The organism is Roseomonas fluvialis, from assembly GCF_022846615.1.
Lineage (GTDB): Bacteria > Pseudomonadota > Alphaproteobacteria > Acetobacterales > Acetobacteraceae > Neoroseomonas > Neoroseomonas fluvialis.
The window spans coordinates 617,826-638,057 of record NZ_AP025637.1 but is presented as its reverse complement, the minus strand read 5'-3'; the positions used below and the strand labels follow the sequence as shown (position 1 = coordinate 638,057).

Annotated in this window: 20 protein-coding genes; 9 read left to right on the top strand and 11 right to left on the bottom strand. The window is 72.5% G+C overall.

Going from position 1 to position 20,232, the window contains the following annotated elements; translation table 11 throughout:
- Complete coding sequence (locus MWM08_RS03135) at positions 1–609, bottom strand: glutathione S-transferase family protein (RefSeq protein WP_244458019.1); 609 nt, start codon at positions 607–609, stop codon at positions 1–3.
- Positions 610–703: 94 nt separating this feature from the next.
- Between MWM08_RS03135 and MWM08_RS03130 the strand changes: the two genes are divergently transcribed.
- The 4 genes from MWM08_RS03130 to pcaG are packed head-to-tail and all read left to right on the top strand — an operon-like array spanning position 704 to position 3,507.
- On the top strand, positions 704–1,573 hold the full coding sequence (locus MWM08_RS03130; RefSeq protein WP_244458018.1) for a fumarate hydratase: 870 nt from the start codon (positions 704–706) through the stop codon (positions 1,571–1,573).
- Positions 1,570–2,247 (top strand): fumarate hydratase C-terminal domain-containing protein, encoded by a 678-nt coding sequence (locus MWM08_RS03125; protein WP_244458017.1) that lies wholly within the window; start codon positions 1,570–1,572, stop codon positions 2,245–2,247. The genes MWM08_RS03130 and MWM08_RS03125 overlap by 4 nt, the downstream gene beginning before the upstream one ends.
- A gap of 11 nt (positions 2,248–2,258) precedes the next feature.
- Positions 2,259–2,951: a dioxygenase family protein gene (locus MWM08_RS03120; protein ID WP_244458016.1), complete on the top strand. Its 693-nt coding sequence runs from the start codon at positions 2,259–2,261 to the stop codon at positions 2,949–2,951.
- A gap of 1 nt (position 2,952) precedes the next feature.
- Positions 2,953–3,507 (top strand): protocatechuate 3,4-dioxygenase subunit alpha, encoded by a 555-nt coding sequence (gene pcaG, locus MWM08_RS03115; protein ID WP_244458015.1) that lies wholly within the window; start codon positions 2,953–2,955, stop codon positions 3,505–3,507.
- 198 nt (positions 3,508–3,705) lie between these two features.
- On the opposite strand, the gene MWM08_RS03110 is transcribed toward pcaG, so the two are convergent.
- From MWM08_RS03110 to hemC, 4 genes are all read right to left on the bottom strand, one after another.
- On the bottom strand, positions 3,706–4,956 hold the full coding sequence (locus MWM08_RS03110; protein ID WP_244458014.1) for a heme biosynthesis HemY N-terminal domain-containing protein: 1,251 nt from the start codon (positions 4,954–4,956) through the stop codon (positions 3,706–3,708).
- A 4-nt stretch (positions 4,957–4,960) separates the two neighbouring features.
- Positions 4,961–6,151 (bottom strand): hypothetical protein, encoded by a 1,191-nt coding sequence (locus MWM08_RS03105; protein ID WP_244458013.1) that lies wholly within the window; start codon positions 6,149–6,151, stop codon positions 4,961–4,963.
- Between the two features lie 69 nt (positions 6,152–6,220).
- Positions 6,221–6,925 carry a uroporphyrinogen-III synthase gene (locus tag MWM08_RS03100; protein WP_244458012.1) on the bottom strand — a complete coding sequence of 235 codons (705 nt, stop codon included), beginning with the start codon at positions 6,923–6,925 and terminating at the stop codon, positions 6,221–6,223.
- Positions 6,926–7,078: 153 nt separating this feature from the next.
- Positions 7,079–8,056: a hydroxymethylbilane synthase gene (gene hemC / locus MWM08_RS03095; RefSeq protein ID WP_244458011.1), complete on the bottom strand. Its 978-nt coding sequence runs from the start codon at positions 8,054–8,056 to the stop codon at positions 7,079–7,081.
- A 23-nt stretch (positions 8,057–8,079) separates the two neighbouring features.
- On the opposite strand from hemC, the gene tsaD reads away from it, so the two are divergent.
- Positions 8,080–9,126 (top strand): tRNA (adenosine(37)-N6)-threonylcarbamoyltransferase complex transferase subunit TsaD, encoded by a 1,047-nt coding sequence (gene tsaD / locus MWM08_RS03090; RefSeq protein WP_244458010.1) that lies wholly within the window; start codon positions 8,080–8,082, stop codon positions 9,124–9,126.
- A 90-nt stretch (positions 9,127–9,216) separates the two neighbouring features.
- Here the strand turns inward: tsaD and MWM08_RS03085 are convergent, their stop codons facing one another.
- Positions 9,217–9,888 (bottom strand): NUDIX hydrolase, encoded by a 672-nt coding sequence (locus tag MWM08_RS03085; RefSeq protein WP_244458009.1) that lies wholly within the window; start codon positions 9,886–9,888, stop codon positions 9,217–9,219.
- A gap of 133 nt (positions 9,889–10,021) precedes the next feature.
- Here MWM08_RS03085 and MWM08_RS03080 point away from each other — a divergent pair, with 133 nt between their 5' ends.
- From MWM08_RS03080 to MWM08_RS03065, 4 genes are all read left to right on the top strand, one after another.
- A complete protein-coding gene (locus MWM08_RS03080) occupies positions 10,022–11,071 on the top strand; it encodes an SPFH domain-containing protein (RefSeq protein WP_244458008.1) in 1,050 nt (349 codons plus the stop codon).
- 13 nt (positions 11,072–11,084) lie between these two features.
- A complete protein-coding gene (locus tag MWM08_RS03075) occupies positions 11,085–11,981 on the top strand; it encodes a diacylglycerol kinase catalytic domain-containing protein (protein WP_244458007.1) in 897 nt (298 codons plus the stop codon).
- Between the two features lie 43 nt (positions 11,982–12,024).
- Positions 12,025–12,849 (top strand): 23S rRNA (adenine(2030)-N(6))-methyltransferase RlmJ, encoded by an 825-nt coding sequence (locus tag MWM08_RS03070; protein WP_244458006.1) that lies wholly within the window; start codon positions 12,025–12,027, stop codon positions 12,847–12,849.
- Positions 12,850–12,973: 124 nt separating this feature from the next.
- Positions 12,974–13,957 (top strand): NAD(P)H-dependent glycerol-3-phosphate dehydrogenase, encoded by a 984-nt coding sequence (locus MWM08_RS03065; protein WP_244458005.1) that lies wholly within the window; start codon positions 12,974–12,976, stop codon positions 13,955–13,957.
- Positions 13,958–13,969: 12 nt separating this feature from the next.
- Here the strand turns inward: MWM08_RS03065 and MWM08_RS03060 are convergent, their stop codons facing one another.
- The 5 genes from MWM08_RS03060 to ccmA all read right to left on the bottom strand — a co-directional run bounded on the left by MWM08_RS03060 (position 13,970) and on the right by ccmA (position 20,163).
- A complete protein-coding gene (locus tag MWM08_RS03060) occupies positions 13,970–14,245 on the bottom strand; it encodes a hypothetical protein (protein ID WP_244458004.1) in 276 nt (91 codons plus the stop codon).
- Between the two features lie 411 nt (positions 14,246–14,656).
- Positions 14,657–18,106, bottom strand: coding sequence for a Hint domain-containing protein (locus MWM08_RS03055; protein ID WP_244458003.1), 3,450 nt, complete (start codon positions 18,104–18,106; stop codon positions 14,657–14,659).
- A 429-nt stretch (positions 18,107–18,535) separates the two neighbouring features.
- Complete coding sequence (locus MWM08_RS03050; RefSeq protein WP_244458002.1) at positions 18,536–18,742, bottom strand: hypothetical protein; 207 nt, start codon at positions 18,740–18,742, stop codon at positions 18,536–18,538.
- Between the two features lie 153 nt (positions 18,743–18,895).
- Entirely contained in the window at positions 18,896–19,555 is a 660-nt protein-coding gene (ccmB, locus tag MWM08_RS03045; RefSeq protein WP_244458001.1) for a heme exporter protein CcmB, read from the bottom strand.
- Positions 19,552–20,163, bottom strand: coding sequence for a heme ABC exporter ATP-binding protein CcmA (ccmA, locus tag MWM08_RS03040; RefSeq protein ID WP_244458000.1), 612 nt, complete (start codon positions 20,161–20,163; stop codon positions 19,552–19,554). The genes ccmB and ccmA overlap by 4 nt, the downstream gene beginning before the upstream one ends.
- Positions 20,164–20,232: the final 69 nt, after the last annotated feature.

The window sequence follows — 20,232 nt, the reverse complement described above, 5'->3', positions numbered from 1 at the left end:
TCAGCCATCCACCACCGGCGTGGCCAGCATCGACGGGCGTTCGCGGAAGCGCGCCTGCCAGGCGGCGAAGCGCGGCGCGCGGTCGCGCCAGCCGAGGTCGGCGAAGCGGAAATCCATGTAGTCGCCGGCGATGGCGAAAGTGATCTGCGCGATGCCGACGGGTGTCGCGGCGATAGCGTCGATCTCGGCATCGATGGCGCGCAGCGCGGAATCGGCCTTGGTCGCGAAGGCCTCCAGCAGCGCTGCCGGCGGTGCCTCCTTCGCGCGTTCGCTGCGCCACAGGATCAGCAGGTCGAGGAAGCCGGTCGCCAGGGCATGGCGCCGCAATTCGGTGAAGCGCGCCGGCCCCGCCGCCGGGACCATCCGCCCGCCGCCACCCAGGCTGTCGAGGTATTCGATGATGACCGCGCTGTCGTACAGCACCGTGCCGTCCTCCAGCACCAGCGTCGGGATCTTGCCGAGCGGATTGTCCGGCAGCAGCTCCGGCGCGACCTTGTCCATCGCGACAACGGTACGGACGGTGGTGATGCGATCCACGACACCGAGTTCATGTGCGGCGACCATCACCTTCCGCACGAAGGGCGACCGCGGCGACCAGTGCAGCTTCATCTTCCCCAACGCATCCCCCTTGTTTCATTAGGTCATATGTATGACTTTAGCGCGGGCGTCGCGCACGTCCAGGGAGGAAGGAACGGCCACACGGATGCCGATCACCTATGACGCCGTGAAGGCGCTCTCGGCGCAGCTCTACGACTGGTCGCTACGACGCGTGCCGCCGGATACGCTGGGCGGGCTCGAAGCCGCGCTGGCGACCGAGACGCAGGATGGTGCGCGCCAGGTGCTTCGCATGATGCTGGGCAGCGCCCGCAAGGCCGAGGCCGAGGACCGCTTCGTCTGCTCCGATGCCGGCGTGCCGGTCTATCACGTCACCATCGGCACCGCGGCGCGCCTCGACGGCGACATCAAGGCCGCCATCAGCGACGGCTTCGACGCATTGGTGGAACGCATCAGCCCGCCTTTGCTCAAGCACGTGACGAACCCGCTGACCAACGAACGCGGCCACAAGGGCCGCGACATGCCGCTGGTGACCTGGGATGTCGCCGGCGGCGCAGATTGGGTGGAGATTTTGTGCCAGCCCAAGGCGCTCGGTTCGGGCCGCTGGGCGGCGCTGGAGACCTTCTCCTTCCCCACCCTCGCGCAGATCGAGGAATACGTGATGAAGGTGGTGATGCAGGCGGGGTCGCAGCATTGCCCGCCGGTCATCATCGGCGTGGGCATCGGCGGCAGTTTCGATGTGGCGGCGCGCATCGCCTCCAAGGCGACGATGCGCGCCATCGGCACCACCAACCCCGAACCCATGCTGGCGTCGATGGAAGCGCGCCTGCTGCGCGCGGTGAATGCGACCGGCTTCGGCCCGATGGGCACGGGGGGCGATACCACAGCGCTGGCGGTGCATGTCGATTACGCGTCCGGCCATGGCTACACGCCGGTCGCGGTGTGCTTCAACTGCTGGATCAACCGCCGCACGCGCGCGCGCATCCACAACGACGGCAGCGTGGAGCGCATGGAATGAGCGCACCCCAAGACCAGAAGCAGGGCACCGCTGGTCTGAATCGGCCGCGCCCTGCTGACATCCGAACGCTGCGCTTCCCGCTCACGCGCGACGACGCCCGCAGGCTGCGCGCCGGCGACATGATCCTGGCGGATGGCGAGATCGTCATCACCGCGGGCCTGCCCACCGTGCAGCGCCTGGTCGCCTGCGCCGAAGAAGCGCGCGACCCGCCCATCGCGCTGGACGGCGGATCGCTGTTCCACCTCGGATCCTACAGCCAGGATACCGCCGATGGCGGGCTCGAGATCCTTTACATGAACCCGACCACCAGCACGCGATTCAACCCGCTGATGCCGCGGCTGATCCGCCACTTCGGCTTGACCGCGGTGGGCGGCAAGGGCGGGCTGGACGCCGGCTGCGTGGAGGCGATGCGCGAGGTGGGCTGCGTCTACCTGTCCTTCCTGGGCGGCGGCGCGCCGCTGCATTCCGCGGCGATCAAGGCAGTGCGCGAAGTGGCGTATCCCGACCTGGTCGCGCACTACCGTCTGGTGAGGCTGGCCGTGGAAGGACTTGGGCCGCTGACCGTCGGCATCGACGCCCATGGCAACAGTCTGTTCGACGCGCTGCAGCAGCAAGCCGCCGACCGGATGCCGGATATCCTCGCTCGCCTCGACGCCGATCGCGCCGCATCGTGAAGGACGCCGCCATGCCCGACACCCCCTGGCCGCCAGGCATCGAACCTGTGGTACCGGTGCCCGGCTACCCGAACACCTGGACGCATACGCCGGCACGCGCACCCTTCCCGCGTGCCGCGGGCGCGACCGAAGCCGCGGCACCCACGGCGCTGCACCACAAGCTGCCGGATGGCGAAGCGAACCTCGCCGAACGCACCAAGGGCCGGCCTGCAATCGGCCAGCTCATGGAGATTTCCGGTCGTATCCTCGACGAGGACGGCCGCCCCGTCGCGGGCGCCATCGTGGAACTGTGGCAGGCGAACGCCGCCGGCCGCTACGCGCATGCCATCGACACCAGCGCCGCGCCGCTCGACCCCAACTTCGAAGGCCATGGCCGCATCCGCAGCGACGCCGATGGGCGCTACGCGTTCTTCACCGTGAAGCCAGGCGCCTATGCCGTGCCGGTGCAGGAAACCTGGTGGCGCCCGCCGCACCTTCATTTCTCGGTCTTCGGCCCGTCCTGCCTGTCGCGCCTGGTGACGCAGATGTATTTCCCCGGCGACCCGCTGAACGAGATCGACCGCATCCTGCAATCCATCCCCGATCCAGCGGCGCGCGAACGTATGGTGGCGCGGATGCTGCCGCCGTCCTCGGTTGGGTCCGTCCACCTCGGCTTCGTGCACGACATCGTGCTGCGCGGCCGCTTCGCGACGCCGGAGGGCTGAGATGCTGCCGACGTCCCAGCAGACCATCGGCCCCTTCTTCCCGCGCGGCTTCATCGGCCCGGCCGACAACGACCTCACGCGCATCAGCGCCGATGCCACGCCGACCACGCAAGGCGAGGCCATCATCCTGCGCGGCACGGTCACGCGCGTGGGCGGCGTGCCCTGCGTCAACGCCATCCTGGAGATGTGGCAGGCCGATGCGGCGGGACGCTTCAATGCCGACCCTTCCTTCCTGGGCTGGGGCCGCACCTTCACCGATGCCGAGGGGCACTACGCCTTCCGCACCATCATCCCGGGCGGCTTCACCGACGCGACGGGCGCGCGCGCGCCGCACGCCAACATCACGGTGATGGGTGCCGGGCTGATGCGCCGCGTGCTGACGACGGTCTTCTTCCCCGGCTCCGACACCGCGCAGGATCCGGTCATGGCGGCGGTGCCGACCGCGCTGCGCCCGCTGCTGGTCGCCGAACCCGCGCGGCGCGAGAAGGGCGTGCGCTGCTTCCGCTTTGACATCCGCCTGCGCGGCGAGAACGAGACGCCTTTCTTCGACCTGTAGAGCAGGTCCCGGTCGGAGGACGTCCTCCGATCGGGTACAGATGCATGCCTACGGGCACGGCCGCGATCCGAGGCGAGCGGCGACGTCGCCGACGCTAGAGCCGTTTTCGTTCGCCCTGGGTCACTGTAACGACTCTAGCCCATTGTTTTCGCGAGCATCTTCACCCGACCAACTGATTCCATCTGGTTGGGATCTGCTCTACCCCGTCGTCGCCCAGGCGATCCGCCCGACGGTGCCGCAGGCCGTGCAGTCCGGCTTCCAGGCCGCATGCTCCACCCCGCAAGCGCCGCAGCGCCAGCGCGGCGCGCCCTGCGCATTCGCCGCCGCCCGCAGCCACTTCGCCTGCGCCGCGCGCGCATCGGCAGTGTCGCCGTGCTCGACCTCCTCGAGTTCCGCCAGCATCAGGAAGGCACGGCGGTCGGCGCTGCGGGCCGCCACCAGCGCATCGAGTTCGGTCCGCGCGCGCCCGGTCAGCCCGGCATCGATCGCCGCGCGCGCCATCAGCAGGCGGCTTTCCGGATGTTCGCGATTGCGGTGCACAAGGTCCTCGACTGCCTTCACGCGTGCCAGGCGGTCCTTCTCGCCGGCCAGCCAGGCAGCGCCGATATCGGGGTGCGGCGCGGCCACCCAGGCCTGTTCCAGCACGCTGCGCGCCCGTCGCCCGCCGCCCGCCTCGCCGAGCCTCTTCGCATGGGCCAGCGCACCCGGCGCGAAGGCGGCGTCGGCTGCGAAGGCCTGCTTCTCGAATTCCGCGGCGCGCGCGGGGTCTTCCTCCTGCAGGGAGGCCGCCAGGGCCAGTGCGGCGCGCGGGCCGTCGGGCACGGCGAGTGCGAGCGCCTCGCGCCAATCCTGCATGCGCAGCGCCAGCACCTGGCGTTCCTCGCGCAGCCAGGCGGCACCCGGCTGCGCGGCTTCCGCTTCCTTCGCGAGGCGCTGCGCCGCTGCCCAGTCCTGGCGCTGCATCGCCTGGCGCAGCAGCCCGCGAAGACCGAGAAAACGCGCCTCCGGCCGTTCGGTCAGCGCCTTGAAGGCGATGGCGGCGGCGTCCTCGCGCCCGGCCAGGCGCTCGGCCTCGGCGGCCAGCAGCAGCGTCTGGGGCGTGTCGCCCAGTAGCACGCGGGCGCGGCGCACCTCGGTGCGCGCGGTCTCGGCGGTGCCGGCGGCGAGTGCCACCAGCGCGCGCGTCACGGCGGCATCGCCGTCGGCACGGCGCTGCGCGCGGCGCGCGGCGCGCTGCCGGCGCGGCATCTCGGCCATCCAGCGCAGCCCACCGAGGAAGGCCTGCACCACGACGAACACGAGCGCGAGCCCCATCACCGCGATCGGGAAGGTGATGCCGATCCAGGTCTCGCCGACCTCGATCTCGACGGTGCCTCCCACACGCGCGAGCCACAGCGCGAGTGCCGTGACCGCGGCGAGGCCCGCCAGCAGAAGAAGTGCCCGACGCATCCGTTCAGCCGTTGCCGAGCACGGCGAGGGCGGCGCGCGCGGCGGACAGCGCGCGCGCCTGCTCGGCCCAGGGGCGCATCGCCTCCTGCGCCTGGGCCGGCAGGCGGGTCAGCCGCGCCAGCGCGCCGTCGAGGTCCCCGGCATCGAGCGCGCGGCGTGCGCGTTCGATCTCCGCCGCGGCGGCATCGCCCCAGACAACTTCCTGCCCGCGGCGCACCGTGACCAGGCCCGACAGGCGCGTCACCGCGGAATCCAGCACGCCCTGGCCGTCGCGCGAGGCCTCGCTGGCCGCCCGCGCGGCACGTGCGGCGTCCTCGAAGGACAGGCGCAGCGCCGGTTCGGTGGGTGGCGCGGCTTCGGCGAAGCGCACCAGCGCCGGCGGGGCGCTGGGGAAGGCGACCAGCGCCGGACCGAGCGCCTGCCCGGCATCGAGCTTCTGGCGCAGCGTATCGAGTGCCGCGAGCCGTGCCGCACGGGCCTCCAGCGCCGCGATACGCGCCTGTGCGGCTTCGAGTGCCGCGATCCGCGCGACCAGCGCCGATTCCGCGCCCGTCACGCGCTGTTCCAGCGTGCCGGCGGCGGCGGCGAGGCGTTCGCCCTCGGCACGTTCCGCCGCGGCCAGGCGCTCGGCGAGGCTGCGAGCGAGGTCCTCGACCCGGCGGATGCCCTCCGCGTCGGCGGCCTGCTGCCGCGCGGCGATGGCGTCGAGCCGTTCCGACAGGCGTTCGGCACGCGTGGACAGCCCCTCGGCCGCGGCGCGCGGCGCATAGGCCTGCGGGTCCAGCACCGGGCGCGCCTCGACCGCGGCGATCTGCGCGGCCAGTGCTTCAAGGCGTTCGGCCAGCGGGCGCAGGTCGGGCGGCGGCGGCAGGGCGGCGATGCGCGCCTCGATCGGCGCGAGGTCGATGGGTGGGCGCGACTCGATGGCGGCGATGCGCTGTTCGACAGGCGCGAGGTCCGGGATGCGGCGCTGCTCGGCGGCGGCGACGCGCGCGGGGAGCGATTCCAGCGTGGCGATGCGCGCTTCCAGCGCGGCCACCGCCGCCGCCGTCGGATTCGGCCGCGGCGCCGGGCGCGGCGTGAGCCACAGCCAGGCCGCGGCCACCACCAGCACCGCCCCGCCCGCGGCGAGCGGAATCGCGGCGGGGTCCAGCAGGCGGCGGGGTGGTGGCGGCGGCGTGGGTGAGTCGGTCATGCCCGTCCTCGTGCATCAGCGGCGGGAGGTATAGCAACCGGCACGCCCGCTGGCGCCAGCCGCCGCGGTTCAAGCCGGTGGCGCACCGAGCAGCGCGGGCAGCAGCGTCGGGTCGGGCCGCGCCGGCATCTCGACGGCAGCGAAGCGCAGCGGCTTAAGGGCCTCCGCGATGCGGGGGCTGAGCACCAGCGCGCGCATCGCCCGGGTGGCGTCAGCGAGACCGGCCCGGCGCAGCAGCGTGGCGGTGATGCGCGCGCCGCGTGGCGAGGTGACCAGCATGGCGGCCACGCGCCCCTCGGTGATCGCGGCGCGGGCTGGATCGGGCAGCGCGGTGGCGGGTGCGGCGGCATAGACGACGCGGCGGATGACGCGGAAGCCCCGCGCCCGCAGCGCCGCGGCCAGGTCGGCGCCATAGCCGCGCCCGACCGCGAGCAGCAGCGGCCCGGCGGCCGGGTCGAGCCGCGCGGCGGCCAGCGTGGCGAGGGCCGCGGCATCGCCCTCGGCGGCCGTGACATGGGCGAAGCCGCGGGCGCGTGCTTCGGCCGCGGTGCCCTCGCCGACCGCCAGCACGGGCAGCGGCGTCGGCGGCAGGGCGCGCGCGGCAGCGCGGCTGGCGAGCAGCAGGGCCTGGGCTTGCGGCAGCGCGGCGGGCGGGCTGTCGCGCAGCACCAGCGCGGGCGCGAGCACCGGCTGCCAGCCGAGCGCGACGAGCGCCGCCGCGGTCTCGGCATCGCCGGGCGCAGGCCGCGTGACGAGGACGGCGCGACCAGGCATCACCTGCTGCCCGGCCTGGGCACGGGTGGTGTCATCGCGCGCCGTCCGTCATGGTCGTGCGGCGCACCGACTGCGGGCTGGGACTGTCGCGGCGATCCGGCCGGTGCCCGCGCGCACCCGCCACGGCGGCACGCGGCCGGCGCGGCGGCGGGCCTAGGCAAACAGGTCCGCCGGGCTGTCGCGCCGCAGCGCCTGGCCGAGCTCATCGCCCAGGCGGATCGCGTCCTTAGCGTCGCCTTCCTCGGTGCGGCGCAGCAGGAAGGATCCGTCGGCACGCGCCACCAGTCCGGTCAGGCGCAGGCGCCCATTTTCGAGCATCCGGGCATGGCCGCCGATCGGCGTGCGGCAGGAGCCATCCAGCGCAGCGAGCAGCGCGCGCTCGGCGGAGGAGACGGCGCGCGCCTCGGGATCCTCGATGGCGGCCAGCAATTCGTGCAGTTCCGTGTCGTCGGCACGCACCGTCACGCCGACGATGCCCTGGCCGGCGGCGGGGACCATGATCTCGGCGTCGATCGCGACACTGCCCGGGGGGTCGAGTTCCATCCGACGCAGCCCGGCCAGCGCCAGCAGCGTGGCGGCGGCCTCGCCTTCCGCCAGCTTGCGCAGGCGCGTCTGCACGTTGCCGCGAAACATGACCACGTTCAGGTCGGGGCGGCGGTGCAACAGCTGCGACTGGCGGCGCACCGAGGATGTGCCGATGACGGACCCGCGCGGCAGCGCGGCGAAGGGGTCGGAAGGGTCGGCGGCGGGCAGCGCGGGGCCAGGCAGCAGGCAGTCGCGCGCATCCTCGCGCTTCAGCGTGCAGGCCAGCACGATGCCGGGCGGCATCTCGGTCTCGAGGTCCTTGAGCGAATGCACCGCGAAATCGACGCGGCGATCGAGAAGGGCCTCGTGGATTTCCTTGGCGAACAGGCCCTTGCCGCCGATTTCGGCCAGCAGGCGATCCTGGATCTTGTCGCCCGAGGTCTCGATGCGCTGTTCCTCGAAGGCATTGGCGTCGCGCAGCACCGGGCAGAACCGGGTGATGCGGGCCAGGAAGTCGCGCGTCTGCCACAGCGCCAGCGGGGAGGCACGGGTGCCGACGCGGAGCGGAAGGGAACGGCGCGGCGCGGCGGGATGGGCAAGGGACATGCCTCTGTCATAGAACCCCGGCCATGGGTGCGGAAGCTACGATCACGCTGCGAGGGCCGGTACTGGGGCTCGAGAGCAGCTGCGACGAGACGGCGGCCGCGGTGCTGGCACCCGACGGCACCATCCTGGCCGAGGGCGTGCTGTCGCAGGAGGCCGAGCACGCGACCTTCGGCGGCGTGGTGCCGGAGATCGCGGCACGCGCGCACCTGGCGGCGCTGCCGGGGCTGGCGGAGCGCGTGATGGCGCGGGCGGGGGTCGGGTATGGCGACCTCGGCGCCGTAGCCGCGACCTCCGGCCCCGGGCTGATCGGCGGGCTGATCGTGGGCAGCGGCTTTGGCAAGGGTGTCGCGATCGCGCGCGGGTTGCCCTTCGTGGCGGTGAACCACCTGGAGGCGCATGCGCTGACGGCACGGCTGCCGGGGTTGCTGCCCGAAGGCGCGCCGGCCTTCGCGTACCTGCTGCTGCTGGTCTCGGGCGGTCATTGCCAATGCGTGGCGGTGGAGGGGCTGGGGCGGTATCGGCGGCTCGGCACCACGCTGGACGATGCGGTGGGCGAGGCCTTCGACAAGGCGGCCAAGCTGATGGGCCTGCCCTGGCCAGGCGGGCCGCATCTGGAGCGGCTGGCGGCGACCGGCGATGCGCGCGCGGTGGCGCTGCCCCGGCCGCTGTTCGGGCGGCCGGGCTGCGATTTCTCCTTCAGCGGTTTGAAGACCGCGGTGGCGCGGGCGGTGACGCAGGGTGCACGGCATGCGGATGTCGCGGCTTCGTTCCAGGCGTCCGTCGCAGCGGTGCTGGCGGACCGCGCACGGCATGCGCTGGCGATGATGCCGGGGGCGACAGCCTTGGTGGTGGCCGGCGGCGTGGCGGCGAACCAGGCAGTGCGCGCCGCGCTGGCCGGTGCAGCGGCGCAGGCCGGGGTGCCGATGCTGGCGCCGCCACTGCGGCTGTGCACGGACAATGCGGTGATGGTGGCCTGGGCGGGCATCGAGCGGCTGCGCGCGGGGCTGACCGACGGGCTGGACCACGCGCCGCGGCCGCGCTGGCCACTGGCCGAACTGGCGCGCGGCTAGAGCCGCCTTGGTTCGAGCCGAGGCCTCCGGCCGCTTGCGTTCGCGCGCATCGCAACCCGATCGAATGGGTCCGGCTGATCGGGGTCTGCGCTAGATCACCCTGTCGAACGCGACCAAGGCGCGCTGCGACAGTCGGTACAGTTGCGCCGGGCGCCGCCGTTCCGCCGTGGCCGGGCTGCGGGCATCGGGCAGTTCCTCGATGATGCGCAGCTCGTTGATCTTGCGGCGGAAGGCGCTGTCGTTGAGCGGTTCGCCCATCACTGTCTCGTAGACCGATTTCAGCATCGGCAGCGTGAAGGTCTCCGGCAGCAGGAACGCCGGCAGGGTGGACCAGGCGGATTTGCCGCGCAGGCGCGCCAGCGCGGCGGCCAGGATGGCGTCGTGGTCGAAGGGCAGCGGCGGGACCTCCCCGACCGTCAGCACCGCGATGTCGGGCGCGGCGCGCGCCAGCGCTGCTTCCGGCACAAGCGCATAATGCGCGACCGAGAGCGACCAGCCGCGCGGGTCGCGGTCCGGCCCGGCAAAGCTCATGAGCTGTTCCAGGAACAGGCCGGTCAGGCCGGTCTTCTCGGCCAGGATGCGCGTGGCCGCCGCCAGGGTGCCGCTGTCCTGGTCGGGCCGCACATAGCCACCGACCAGGGCGAGCCGCCCGGCATGGGGCGGCTTGGCGCGGGGCTGCAGCAGCGTCGCCAGCGCGCCGTCGCGCAGCGTGAACAGCACGGTGTCGACGGTGACGATGGGGCGCTTCTCGGGGCCGGCCATGGCGGAGCGAGCATGGCGGCGCGCGCCACGCCATGCAATTCGCATTTTTCAATTTGCATTTTGTGAATTGCAATTCTATCTTCCTGCCATCGGCACGGCAGACCCGCCGGGCCACAGACCGCAGGAGGCCCCCATGGCCACCATCCGCCGCTTCGGTCCCTATGCCCTGGTTCGCGCCGAAGCCTCCGCGTTCCTGGCCGTGCATCGCGGCGGGACCCTGGTGCAGTCGGGCCGCGGCATCGCCGCCTGGTACGCCACACGCGGCGCAACCTCGCTGGTCGAGGTGCCGGCGGACGACCGCGACCACGTCATCGCGCTCTCGGCCGCCACGCGGGACTTCCAGCAGGTCAGCGTCCAGGGCATCGCCACCTGGCGCGCCGCCGAGCCGCTGCTGCTGGCCGACCGCATCGACTTCTCGATCGACCCGATGACCGGGCTGCACAACGCGGAACCCGTCGCACAGGTGGAATCGCTGATCGACGGCCTGCTGCGCGTGGCGGTCGAACGCTTCGTTGCGGCGCGCGACATCGCCGCCGTGCTGGCCGAGGGCGTCGGCGCGCTGCACGACGCGGTGGCGCAGGACCTGGTCCAGACCACCCGGCTGGCCGCCATCGGCGTCGAGTTGGCAGGGGTGCGGCTCGCCAACCTCACCCCCTCCCCGGAACTGGTCCGCGCGCTGCGCCAGCCAACCATCGAACGGCTTCAGCAGGGTGCGGACGAGGCCACCTTCGCGCGGCGCGCCGCCGCGGTGGAGAAGGAGGCGGCGATCGCGCAGAACGAGACCCGCGCCCGCATCCGGCTCGAGGAGGAACGCGCCGCGCTGATCGCCCGCGAACGCGATAACGAGCGTGCCCGCGCCGAGGCCGCCGCCGAAGCGAGCCGGATCGCCGCGACATCCGCCGCCGACACGCAAGAGATCGCCGCCGCTGCCGCTGCTCGCGCCCGCGCCATCGAGGCCGCGGCCGAGGCGGACGCCACGCGCGCGCTGGACGAGGCCCGCCTGGTCGGCGAGCGCGCCCGCGCCGAGATCGCGGCCGGCATGCCCGAGGTGGTGGTGATTGCCGAGGCGCTGCGCCATGGCCTGGGTGCCGCGCGGATCGGCACGCTCAACCTCGGCCCCGACCTGGTGGCGCAACTCGGCGGCGCCCTGGCCGGCGCGATGGCCGCGCCGCGCGGGTCGTGAGTGGGAGGCGGCGATGGCCCTGCTCAGCCCCCGCGCGGTGCTGGTGCGGCGCGAGACCGAACTCGACCGCGTCCGCGCCAGCCATCCGAGCCTCGCTTCCGCGCGCTTCGTGCTGGAGCGGCGCGGCCTCTCGATCGATGACGTCGAGGCGGCGCATCGCGACTTCGCCGAGGTGGTGCGCCAGGTCCGCGCCGCCATCCCGCCCGACTGGCGCCAGGCCGGCATCAGTCGGGCGGAGGTCGAGCGCTTCGTCTTCGGGCCGGAGGACATCGTGCTCGCCGTCGGCCCGGACGGGCTGGTGGCGAATGTCGCGAAGTATCTCGATGGTCAGGTGGTGATCGGGGTGAACCCGCAGCCCGGCCGAAATGCCGGGGTGCTGGTGCGCTTCGCGGCGCGCGACGCGGCCGACGCGCTGCGCGCGGCGGCGGCGGGCGCCATCCCGCTGGAACAGCGCGTGATGGCCGAGGCGCGGATGGATGACGGCGAAAGCCTGCTGGCGCTCAACGAGATCTTCGTCGGTCATCGCAGCCACCAGTCGGCGCGCTACACGATCGCGGCGAATGGCGCGCGGGAGAGGCAATCCTCCTCCGGCTTGATCGTCACGACCGGGACGGGAGCGACGGGCTGGGCGGCCTCCATCCTGCGCGCCACCGGGCGTCGGATGGAGCTGCCGCCGACGCTGCCGCGGCTCGGCTTCCTGGTGCGGGAAGCCTGGCCGGGGCCGGCGACCGGCACCGACCTGGTGGCCGGGCTGCTGGAAAGCGAGCCGCTGCTGGTGACCTCGGAAATGGATGAGGGCGGCACGATCTTCGCCGATGGCATCGAGACCGACCGCCTCGCCTTCGGCTGGGGGCGCCAGGTGCACATTGCGCCGGCGGCGCGGCGACTGAGGCTGGCCGTGCCGGGATGACGCGGTTGCATGCAGCGCAGTACCGGGCGATGACCGCGCCCGCATGAACTACCGCCACGCCTTCCACGCCGGCAACCACGCCGATTGCCTGAAGCACGCGCTGCTGCTGCTACTGATGGACGCGCTGCGGCGCAAGCCGGCGCCCTTCGCGGTGCTGGATACGCATGCAGGGCGCGGGTTGTACGACCTCACGGCCGATGAAGCCGCACGTACCGGAGAGGCCGCGCGCGGGGCGCTGCGTCTGGCGGATATCGCCGATGGGCCGCTCGCCCCCTTCGTCACGGCGCTGCGCCTCCAGGGGTTTCCGGGGCGCTACCCCGGATCCCCCGCTCTAGTGCGCGCGGCCCTGCGGGCGGACGACCGGCTGGCCTGCTGTGAACTGCATCCGGAGGACCACGCCGCACTGCGCGCGGTGTTCGCGCGCGACCCCCAGGTGGCGGTGCACAGGCGCGACGCCTGGGAGGCGCTCCGCGCGCTGACGCCCTTTCCCGAGCGGCGCGGCCTGGTGCTGATCGACCCGCCCTTCGAGCAGGAGGCGGAATTCGCCCGCTTGGTGGCCGGCATCGCCGAGGTGAATCGCCGCTTCCGCGCCGGCATCGTGGCGGCCTGGTATCCTGTGAAGCATCGCGCACCGGTGCGCGACTTCCACGACGCGCTGCGCGCGACCGGCGTACGGGACATGGTGGCGGCCGAACTGTGGCTGCGCGAACCGACCGACCCGCGCCGCCTGAACGGCAGCGGACTGCTGGTGGTGAACCCGCCCTTCGGCTTCGAAGCAACGGCGCAGGTGGTGCTCGAGGCGCTGCTGCCGCGGCTGGGCGCCGAACCGGGCGCCGGTGTCGCGGTCAGCCGCGTGGCGCCGGAGTGAACGCCCGGCCGGGCCACCGCCGCACGCCGGCGCGGTGGACAGGGCCGGCTGCATCGCCGAGGCTGCCAACGCCATCAGGACCACGAGGGAGACCGCGGGCGTCACGCCCCGACCGCATGCCGCAGTGACATCCCGCATCGCCATCCTCGGCGCCGGTGCCTGGGGCACGGCGCTCGCCATCCAGGCTGCGCGTGCCGGCCGGTCGGCCGTGCTGTGGGCGCGTGACGCGGGGCGCGCGGCCGAGATCGGCGCGCTGCGCGAGAATCGCCGCTACCTGCCAGGCATGCCCCTGCCGGAGGCGGTGGACGTCACGGCCGATGCCGCCGAGGCGCTGCACGGCGCGGCGCTGGCGCTGCTGGTGGTGCCTGCGCAGGCGCTGCGCGGCGTGGTCGCCAGCCTGCCGCCCGCGCCCGTGCCGCTGCTGCTGTGCTGCAAGGGCGTCGAGGCCGGCAGCCTGGCCCTGCCGCTCGAGGTGCTGGGCGCGGTGCGGCCGGGTGCTGCGGCCGGCGTGCTGTCGGGGCCGAACTTCGCGCATGAGGTGGCCCGCGGGCTGCCGGCCGCCGCGGTGGTGGCGGCAACCGACCCGGCGCTGCGCGACTCCGCCGTGGCGCTGCTCGGCTCGCCGGGGTTCCGCCTCTATGGCGGCGAGGACCCGGTCGGGGCGGAGGTCGGCGGTGCGGCCAAGAACGTGATCGCGATCGCCGCCGGTGCGGTGATCGGTGCCGGGCTGGGCGAGAACGCGCGCGCCGCGCTGGTGACGCGCGGGCTGGCCGAGTTGTCGCGCCTGGCGGTGGCGTTGGGCGGACGGGCCGAGACGGCGGCCGGGCTGACCGGGCTGGGCGACCTGATGCTGACCTGCGCGGGCCCGGGCAGCCGGAACATGTCGCTGGGCCTGGCGCTGGGCCGGGGCGAGTCGCTGGCCGAGGTGCTGGCCGCGCGCACCGCCGTGACCGAGGGCGTCACGACGGCGCCAGCGCTGGTCGCGCGGGCAGGGACGGTGGGTGTCGAATTGCCGATCTGCGCGGCGGTGGCCGATCTGGTGGCCGAGCGGATCACGGTCCGGGAGGCGATGGCGCTGCTCCTGGCGCGCCCCCTGCGCGCGGAGTAGCGCCGTCGCCGGTCAGCTAGCCCGCGAGAGTTCGGTTTCGTGCAGGTTGCGCACCGCGGCCACGTAGCCGGACTGGGTGCCGGTCACCAGCGCCTCGTTCAACTGGCGCAGCAGGCGCTCGAGGTCGTCGGTGCGGCAGAGTTCCAGCGTGCCCATGCCGGCACGATGCGTGGCGCGGTAGGAACCGTCGCGCAGGCGATCGATCTCGATGGTGCTCGAGCCACCGGCAACCGGGCGCAGCGTGATGATCACGTCGTCCGGGGACGGGGTCGGTTCGATCTCTGCCATGGGCGTCGTGTCCTTCTAGGGGGAAGGTGGACACGGCGCCGCCCTGTGGCGGCGTCCGTCCAGGCAGGCCACGTCGGAGGTGACGCGAACGCTGCCAGGATCGTGATTTTAGCCAGATCGCGGATTCGGGACAGCGACCAATGGTAGCGTTGCGTAACGGCAGCGCACGGGCCCGAGCCAACGTTCCGCCGAGCAGGACGCCCGCAACCAGGTGCTTCAGATGAAAAATCCGATGTTTATGAAAGACTTGGTGGCGAACCCGGCCAGTCGCGGGACATCTCACCTGCAATCAAGACGAGCAATGTGGGCTAAAATTTAGACAAATCACGCGATCGTGAAAATGGATGACCGGGACCGTATGGTGGCGCAGGCGGGGGGCCACGGCGCACCGTGGCCCCCCGCCTGACCGGATCAGGCCAGACGGGCCGTCGCAAGGGACCCCGCGCGGTCCGCGAGGCGCGCCCGGATGGTCTCGAGCGCCACATCGCCGCCCGCGAGCACCGGCGCGCAGGCCGCCGTCGCGTAGCGGCCGTTTCCGCGCATCGCCTCGAAATCCACCACCAGGGCCGCGACCTTGGCGTTGTCGAAGAGATGGCGGTTGCCGTCGTCGAAGTAGGTCTCGGTCACCGCGCCCTCGCTGACCACCAGGCCGTGGTTCTGCAGTTCCACGTGGAAGTAGGTGACCTGGCGGACCCAGAGCTCCTGGAGGATCGAGGTGCCATTCACCAGCAGGCGTGCCGGCACCAGGCGACCATCGAGGAAGATGGCGTGCTCGGGGCTGACGCGCAGGTCGCGGAAGGGCACGCCATCGGCCAGGGCACCGGCCTTGATCAGGATCGGTGCGGCCGCGGCCTTGTTGTGCTGGCGCGCCACGTTCACCTCGGTGCGGCCGACCCAGACCAGCGGCTGCAGCGGCGCGCCGCCATGGGCCGCCACCACCAGGTCACCGGCGCGCAGTTGCTCGACCGGCACTTCCCCGCGGGCGGTCGCGATGCGCGTGCCCTCGGCGAAGCAGGTGATGACGTCGTCATTCGGGTTGAAGCCGAAGACGGTCAGCGTGTCCGGCCCGTCGCCGCCCGGATTGCTGTTGATGAACAGCGTCGAGCCTGGCTCGCTACCTTCGACCGTCGTCCAGGGATCGTCGTTGCCGCCGGTCCAGCCCTGCAGGTCCAGCGTGTCGCTGCCGCCGCCGAGCACGATCGTGTCGTCCCCGTCGCCGTCCTGCCAGCTGAAGCTGTCATCGCCGGTGCCGAGGTCGATGCTGTCCTCGCCCGCACCCGCCAGCACCGTGTCGTTGCCGGCGCCCGAACTGATCGTCTCGTTCGCACCGCTGTCGACGATGCTGTCGTCGCCGCTGCCGGTGATGACCTGCTCGAAGCCGACGATCGAGTCGGCGCCGATGCCCGTGCCGATGGCGGAGTTGCCGGTCAGGTTCAGCGTCACCGCATCCGTGGAGCCGCTGTAGTCGAGCGAGTCCACCCCGTCGCCGCCGATCAGCGTGTCATTGCCGAGCGAGCCCACCACGGTGTCGTTGTCGGTGCCGCCGTCCAGCGTCTCGCCGCCGGTGCCGCCGGACAGGCTGTCGTTGCCGGCGCCGCCGAAGATGCTGTCGGTGCCGCCGCCGCCGCTGACGGTGTCGTTGCCGGCGCCGCCATCAACGGTGTTATCGCCGCTGCCGCCGGCCAGGCTGTCGTTGTTGGCACTGCCGAGGATGTTCTCGACGCCGTTCAGCGAGTCGCTGCCCGCACCGCCGGTGGCGGAGCCATTGCCGTTGCCGTCGATGGCGACGGTCACGCCCGCGGTCGCACCGGCGTAGGAGGCCCAGTCGCTGCCCGAGCCGCCGATCAGCGTGTCATTGCCGCCACCGCCGGTCAGCGTGTCGTTGCCGCCTGCGCCGTCGAAGACGTTGTCGCCGCCGCCGGCCGACCCGGTGATGTTGTCGCCGCCGGCGCCGCCAGTGACGTTCTCGATGCCGGTCAGGCTGTCGGAGCCCGCATCCGTGCCGATCCCGGTGCCGTTGCCTGCGTCGTTGAGCGTGACCACCACGCCGCCCGTGGCGCCGGTGTAGTCCGCGGTGTCTATGTCGGCGCCGCCGATCAGGCTGTCATTGCCGCCGCCGCCGTTCAGCGTGTCGTTGCCGGCGCCGCCGTCCAGCGTGTCATTCGCGGTGCCCGCGCCGCCCTGCAGGTTGTTCGCCCCGGTGGTGCCGAGGATGGTGTCGGCGCCCGAACCGCCGATCGCGTTCTCGAAGCCCGAGACGGTCTCCGTGCCGGCGCCGCCCGTAGCCGTGCCGGTTTGGAGGTTGACGCTCACCCCGTTGGCGATGCCGGTGTAGTCGATCCAGTCGTTACCATCGCCACCCACCAGGCTGTCGGTGCCGAGCGAGGCGCGGATGGTGTCGTCGTCGGCGCCGCCGTCGATCGTCTCGTTGGTCGCCCCGCCGGAGAGCAGATCGTTGCCGGTGCCGCCGAGGATGGTGTCGATACCGTTGTTGCCGGCGATCGTGTCGTTGCCGTCGCCGCCGTCGAGGAAGTCGCGGTCACCGGTTTCGGTGCCGCTGCTGCCGAAGATGGAGTCGTCGCCGGCCTCACCGAAGGCGCTGTCGCCGAGGTTCGTGACGATGGTGTCGTTGCCAGCGCCGCCGAAGATCTGGTTGTCGGACGTGGTGCTGCCGGTCAGGCTGTCATTGCCCGAGCCGCCGCGCAGGTTCTCGAAGGTGTTGCCCGCGAAGCTGTCACCCTGCGCATCGCCGCCCGAGGCGGCGCCGGTCGCGAGCACGACGGTGACGCCGGCCGTGTCGGTGGCGTAGGAGAGTTCGTCGGTGCCGCCGCTAGCGACGAAGGTGTCGGCGCCCGCGCCGCCTTCCAGCGTATCGTTGCCCGCACCGCCGTCGAGCAGATCGGTGCCCGCCCCGCCGCGCAGGACATCGTTGCCGCCATTGCCAAGGATTCTGTCGTTGTCGTCGCCGCCGAGGATGCTGTCGCCGCCGCCGGCACCCACGATGGTGTCGTTGCCGGCGCCGCCGTCGAGCGTGTCGGCTTCGTTCCCCTCGGTTCCGTCGCCATCGCCGAACAGGCTGTCCGCGCCGTCACCACCCGCAATTGAGTCCAGGCCGTTGCCGCCGCGGAGCACGTCGTTGCCGGTGCCGCCATCGAGGGTGTCGTTCCCGGCCTCGCCGAGGAGGCTGTCATTGTCGGCGCCGCCGATCAGACGGTCATTGTCGTCGCCGCCCAGCAGCGTGTCGTTGCCGGTGCCGCCGTCGAGCGTGTCACTGCCGTCATCGCCATTGAGCCGATCGGCTCCACCATTGCCCGCGAGAAAGTTCGCGACTTCGTCGCCCACCAGGCTGTCAGCGCCGCTGCCGCCGACGATGTTCTCGAAGTTCAGCACGTAGTCGCGCGTGGTGTTGCCGCCCGGCTGCGCATCGCTGCCTGCGCCATTACTGTCGCTCGAGGCGCGCGGCGTGCCGGCACTCAGATTGATCGTCACGCCGGCCGTGTCGTTAGCGTAGGAGACGGTGTCGTTACCGGTGCCGCCGTCCATCGAGTCGGTGCCGAGGCCGCCCTCGATCCAGTCGTTCTCGGTGCCGCCGACCAGGGTGTCGTTGCTGGCGCCGCCGAGGATGGTGTCGTTGCCGGCCTCGCCGCGCAGCGAGTCATTGCCGCCATTGCCGACCAGGGAGTCGTTGCCGCCCTGCGCGCCGGCGGGCGAATCGCCGAGGGTGTTGCTGCCGTCAAACGTATCGTTGCCCGTCGACGGGCCGCCAGCAGACCAGGACATACTCACTCTCCTCCGAAGACGATCGCGCCGGGCAGCGCCACGGGCGGAATGGGATGGAAAAAGCGGCGACCGCGCGCGCACATCGGCGGCGGGGCGAAGGGTTCGAAGCGAGACGTTGGCGCGGCTTGGATGAAGCGCGCCGCTAGCGCGATGGACCCGGACGGTTGGCCTGGTCGGCCAGGCTTCCCGGCGGAGGCGGAGGATGCGCTTCGCCGGGCCGGCTGGCGCGGCGCGCGCGCTGCCGCACAGGTCGCGCGCGGCGACGACTGCGGCGCCGGTTGGCCGACAGCGGGAGCATCAGCGCCAGGCTGCGCTGCCGGTGCCGCGGTGGCGGCGTCGCGAAGGTCGATCTCGTGCCCCGCCCGCAGCAAGGCGGCGAGGCGCCGGGCCAGCCGCGCCGCTGACCCGCGCGACTCCACCCGCGCGGCAGCGCCGCGGAGCGAAGGAGCGAAGGCCGCCACATTAAACATATTTTAGAGAACAATCCTGGGAAATGAGACGAGCGAAGTCCTAGCGCAGCCCGAGCCCGCCGCAAATCAGTACGCCGTTCACGTTTGCGTTGAAATGGGGCAATTTCTGGTGCAAATGCCAATTTTTTGCACGCAACAGTTGCAGCCGCCGAGCATCTACCGACAGCCGCGCGTCGCGGATTTCAACACGCCCTGCGACAGGCGAGTCCAAACCGCCATGCCGCACCCGCAACTTATGCCAGATCATGGTTCATTGGCCATAAGGGCGGAACGTTTCCGCCTCGCGCCGTGCGTGCGGGGCGCCGGGCGACTCCGGACCGATTCACGACGGCGCGAGCGCGACGGGACAAAGCTCACATTTTTGTGATACATCCCAACGCCCGGCGCGGAGGCCGCCGACCTACTCCGCCGCCAGCGCCGCCCCTGCCGCGATCGGCGCCAGCGGCATCGCCAGCGATACGCCCGCGCCGAGCAACAGCAGGAACGGCGCCGGCGACAGGCCCGAGGCCGCCGCCTCGATCGCCGCGGCGCCGAAGATCACCGCCGGGATCGCCAGCGGCAGCACCAGCAGCGGCAGCAGAACCGACCCCCGCCGAGCCCCCAGCGTCAACGCCGCGCCCACGGTGCCGAGCAGCGACAGCAGCACGGTGGCCAGCGCCAGCGCCGCGACAGCCGCGCCCCAGGCCTCGACCGGCAGGTTCAGCAGCGCGGCCGCCACCGGAGTCGCGGCCAACAGCGGCAGCCCGGTGGTGATCCAGTGCCCCAGCGCCTTCGCCGCCGCGATTCCGCCGCGCGGCAGCCCCGACAGCAGCAACTGGTCGAGCGTCCCGTCCTCGGCATCCGCGCCGAACAGGCGGTCGAGCGGCAGTAGCGCGGCCAGCAGGGCGGCGGCGAACAGCGCACCAGGGGCCAGCCGCGCCAGCAATTCGGGCGCAGGGCCGACGCCGAAGGGGAACAGCGCGCTGACCAGCACGAAGAACAGCACCGCGGCCAGCGTATCGGCCGGGTGGCGCAGCGCGAGGCGGATCTCGCGGCCCAGCAGCGCGGCGAAGGCCCTCACAGCCGCAGGTCCCGCGCGTCATCGAGCGGCAAGGGGATATGCGTGGCCGCCACCACGACGCCGCCGGCCGCGCGATGCGCCGCCAGCAGCGGCCGCAGCCGTTCGACCGAGGCCGCATCCACGCCTGTGGTCGGTTCGTCCAGCAGCCACAGCGGCACCGGTGCCAGCGCGAGGCGCGCGAGTGCCAGCCGCCGCTTCTGCCCGGACGAGAGCACCCGCGCCGGCAGGTCGGCCAGCGGTGCGAGCGCCAGGGCCGCCAACGCCGGCCCAACCGCGCCGCCCTGCAGGCGGGCGAAGAATTCCAGGTTCTCGGTGACGGTGAGCGCGGGCTTCAGCGCATCCTGGTGGGACAGGTAGCGCATCCGCCGGGCATGCGCGGCGGCATCGTCGGAGATGTCGTTGCCGCGCCACAGCACCGCGCCCTCGGTGGGCGGCAGCAGCCCGGCCAGCATCCGCAACAGGGTGGACTTCCCCGCGCCGTTGGCGCCGGTCAGCAGCAGCGCCTCCCCGGGGGCCAGCGCGAAGGACAGGCCGGCGAAGACGGCGCGGTCGCCGCGCAGGCAGGCGAGGTCGCGCGCTTCCAGGATCGCCGCGCCGTCATCCGCCAAGATCCGCCCCCCATCCATGGACCGCTGCCGGCCGCCATGCTTTAAAACCGCCCGATTGTGCGGCCGCGA

What these genes read in the sequence shown, in the direction of transcription:
- MWM08_RS03060 (WP_244458004.1), bottom strand. Translation starts at nt 14,245, where the DNA reads ATGGCAGAGATCGAACCGACCCCGTCCCCGGACGACGTGATCATCACG.
- MWM08_RS03130 (WP_244458018.1), top strand. Translation starts at nt 704, where the DNA reads ATGCCGATCACCTATGACGCCGTGAAGGCGCTCTCGGCGCAGCTCTAC.
- MWM08_RS03105 (WP_244458013.1), bottom strand. Translation starts at nt 6,151, where the DNA reads ATGACCGACTCACCCACGCCGCCGCCACCACCCCGCCGCCTGCTGGAC.
- MWM08_RS03125 (WP_244458017.1), top strand. Translation starts at nt 1,570, where the DNA reads ATGAGCGCACCCCAAGACCAGAAGCAGGGCACCGCTGGTCTGAATCGG.
- MWM08_RS03110 (WP_244458014.1), bottom strand. Translation starts at nt 4,956, where the DNA reads ATGCGTCGGGCACTTCTTCTGCTGGCGGGCCTCGCCGCGGTCACGGCA.
- MWM08_RS03070 (WP_244458006.1), top strand. Translation starts at nt 12,025, where the DNA reads ATGAACTACCGCCACGCCTTCCACGCCGGCAACCACGCCGATTGCCTG.
- MWM08_RS03080 (WP_244458008.1), top strand. Translation starts at nt 10,022, where the DNA reads ATGGCCACCATCCGCCGCTTCGGTCCCTATGCCCTGGTTCGCGCCGAA.
- pcaG (WP_244458015.1), top strand. Translation starts at nt 2,953, where the DNA reads ATGCTGCCGACGTCCCAGCAGACCATCGGCCCCTTCTTCCCGCGCGGC.
- MWM08_RS03075 (WP_244458007.1), top strand. Translation starts at nt 11,085, where the DNA reads ATGGCCCTGCTCAGCCCCCGCGCGGTGCTGGTGCGGCGCGAGACCGAA.
- MWM08_RS03100 (WP_244458012.1), bottom strand. Translation starts at nt 6,925, where the DNA reads ATGCCTGGTCGCGCCGTCCTCGTCACGCGGCCTGCGCCCGGCGATGCC.
- MWM08_RS03050 (WP_244458002.1), bottom strand. Translation starts at nt 18,742, where the DNA reads ATGATCTGGCATAAGTTGCGGGTGCGGCATGGCGGTTTGGACTCGCCT.
- hemC (WP_244458011.1), bottom strand. Translation starts at nt 8,056, where the DNA reads ATGTCCCTTGCCCATCCCGCCGCGCCGCGCCGTTCCCTTCCGCTCCGC.
- tsaD (WP_244458010.1), top strand. Translation starts at nt 8,080, where the DNA reads ATGGGTGCGGAAGCTACGATCACGCTGCGAGGGCCGGTACTGGGGCTC.
- MWM08_RS03135 (WP_244458019.1), bottom strand. Translation starts at nt 609, where the DNA reads ATGAAGCTGCACTGGTCGCCGCGGTCGCCCTTCGTGCGGAAGGTGATG.
- MWM08_RS03085 (WP_244458009.1), bottom strand. Translation starts at nt 9,888, where the DNA reads ATGGCCGGCCCCGAGAAGCGCCCCATCGTCACCGTCGACACCGTGCTG.
- MWM08_RS03120 (WP_244458016.1), top strand. Translation starts at nt 2,259, where the DNA reads ATGCCCGACACCCCCTGGCCGCCAGGCATCGAACCTGTGGTACCGGTG.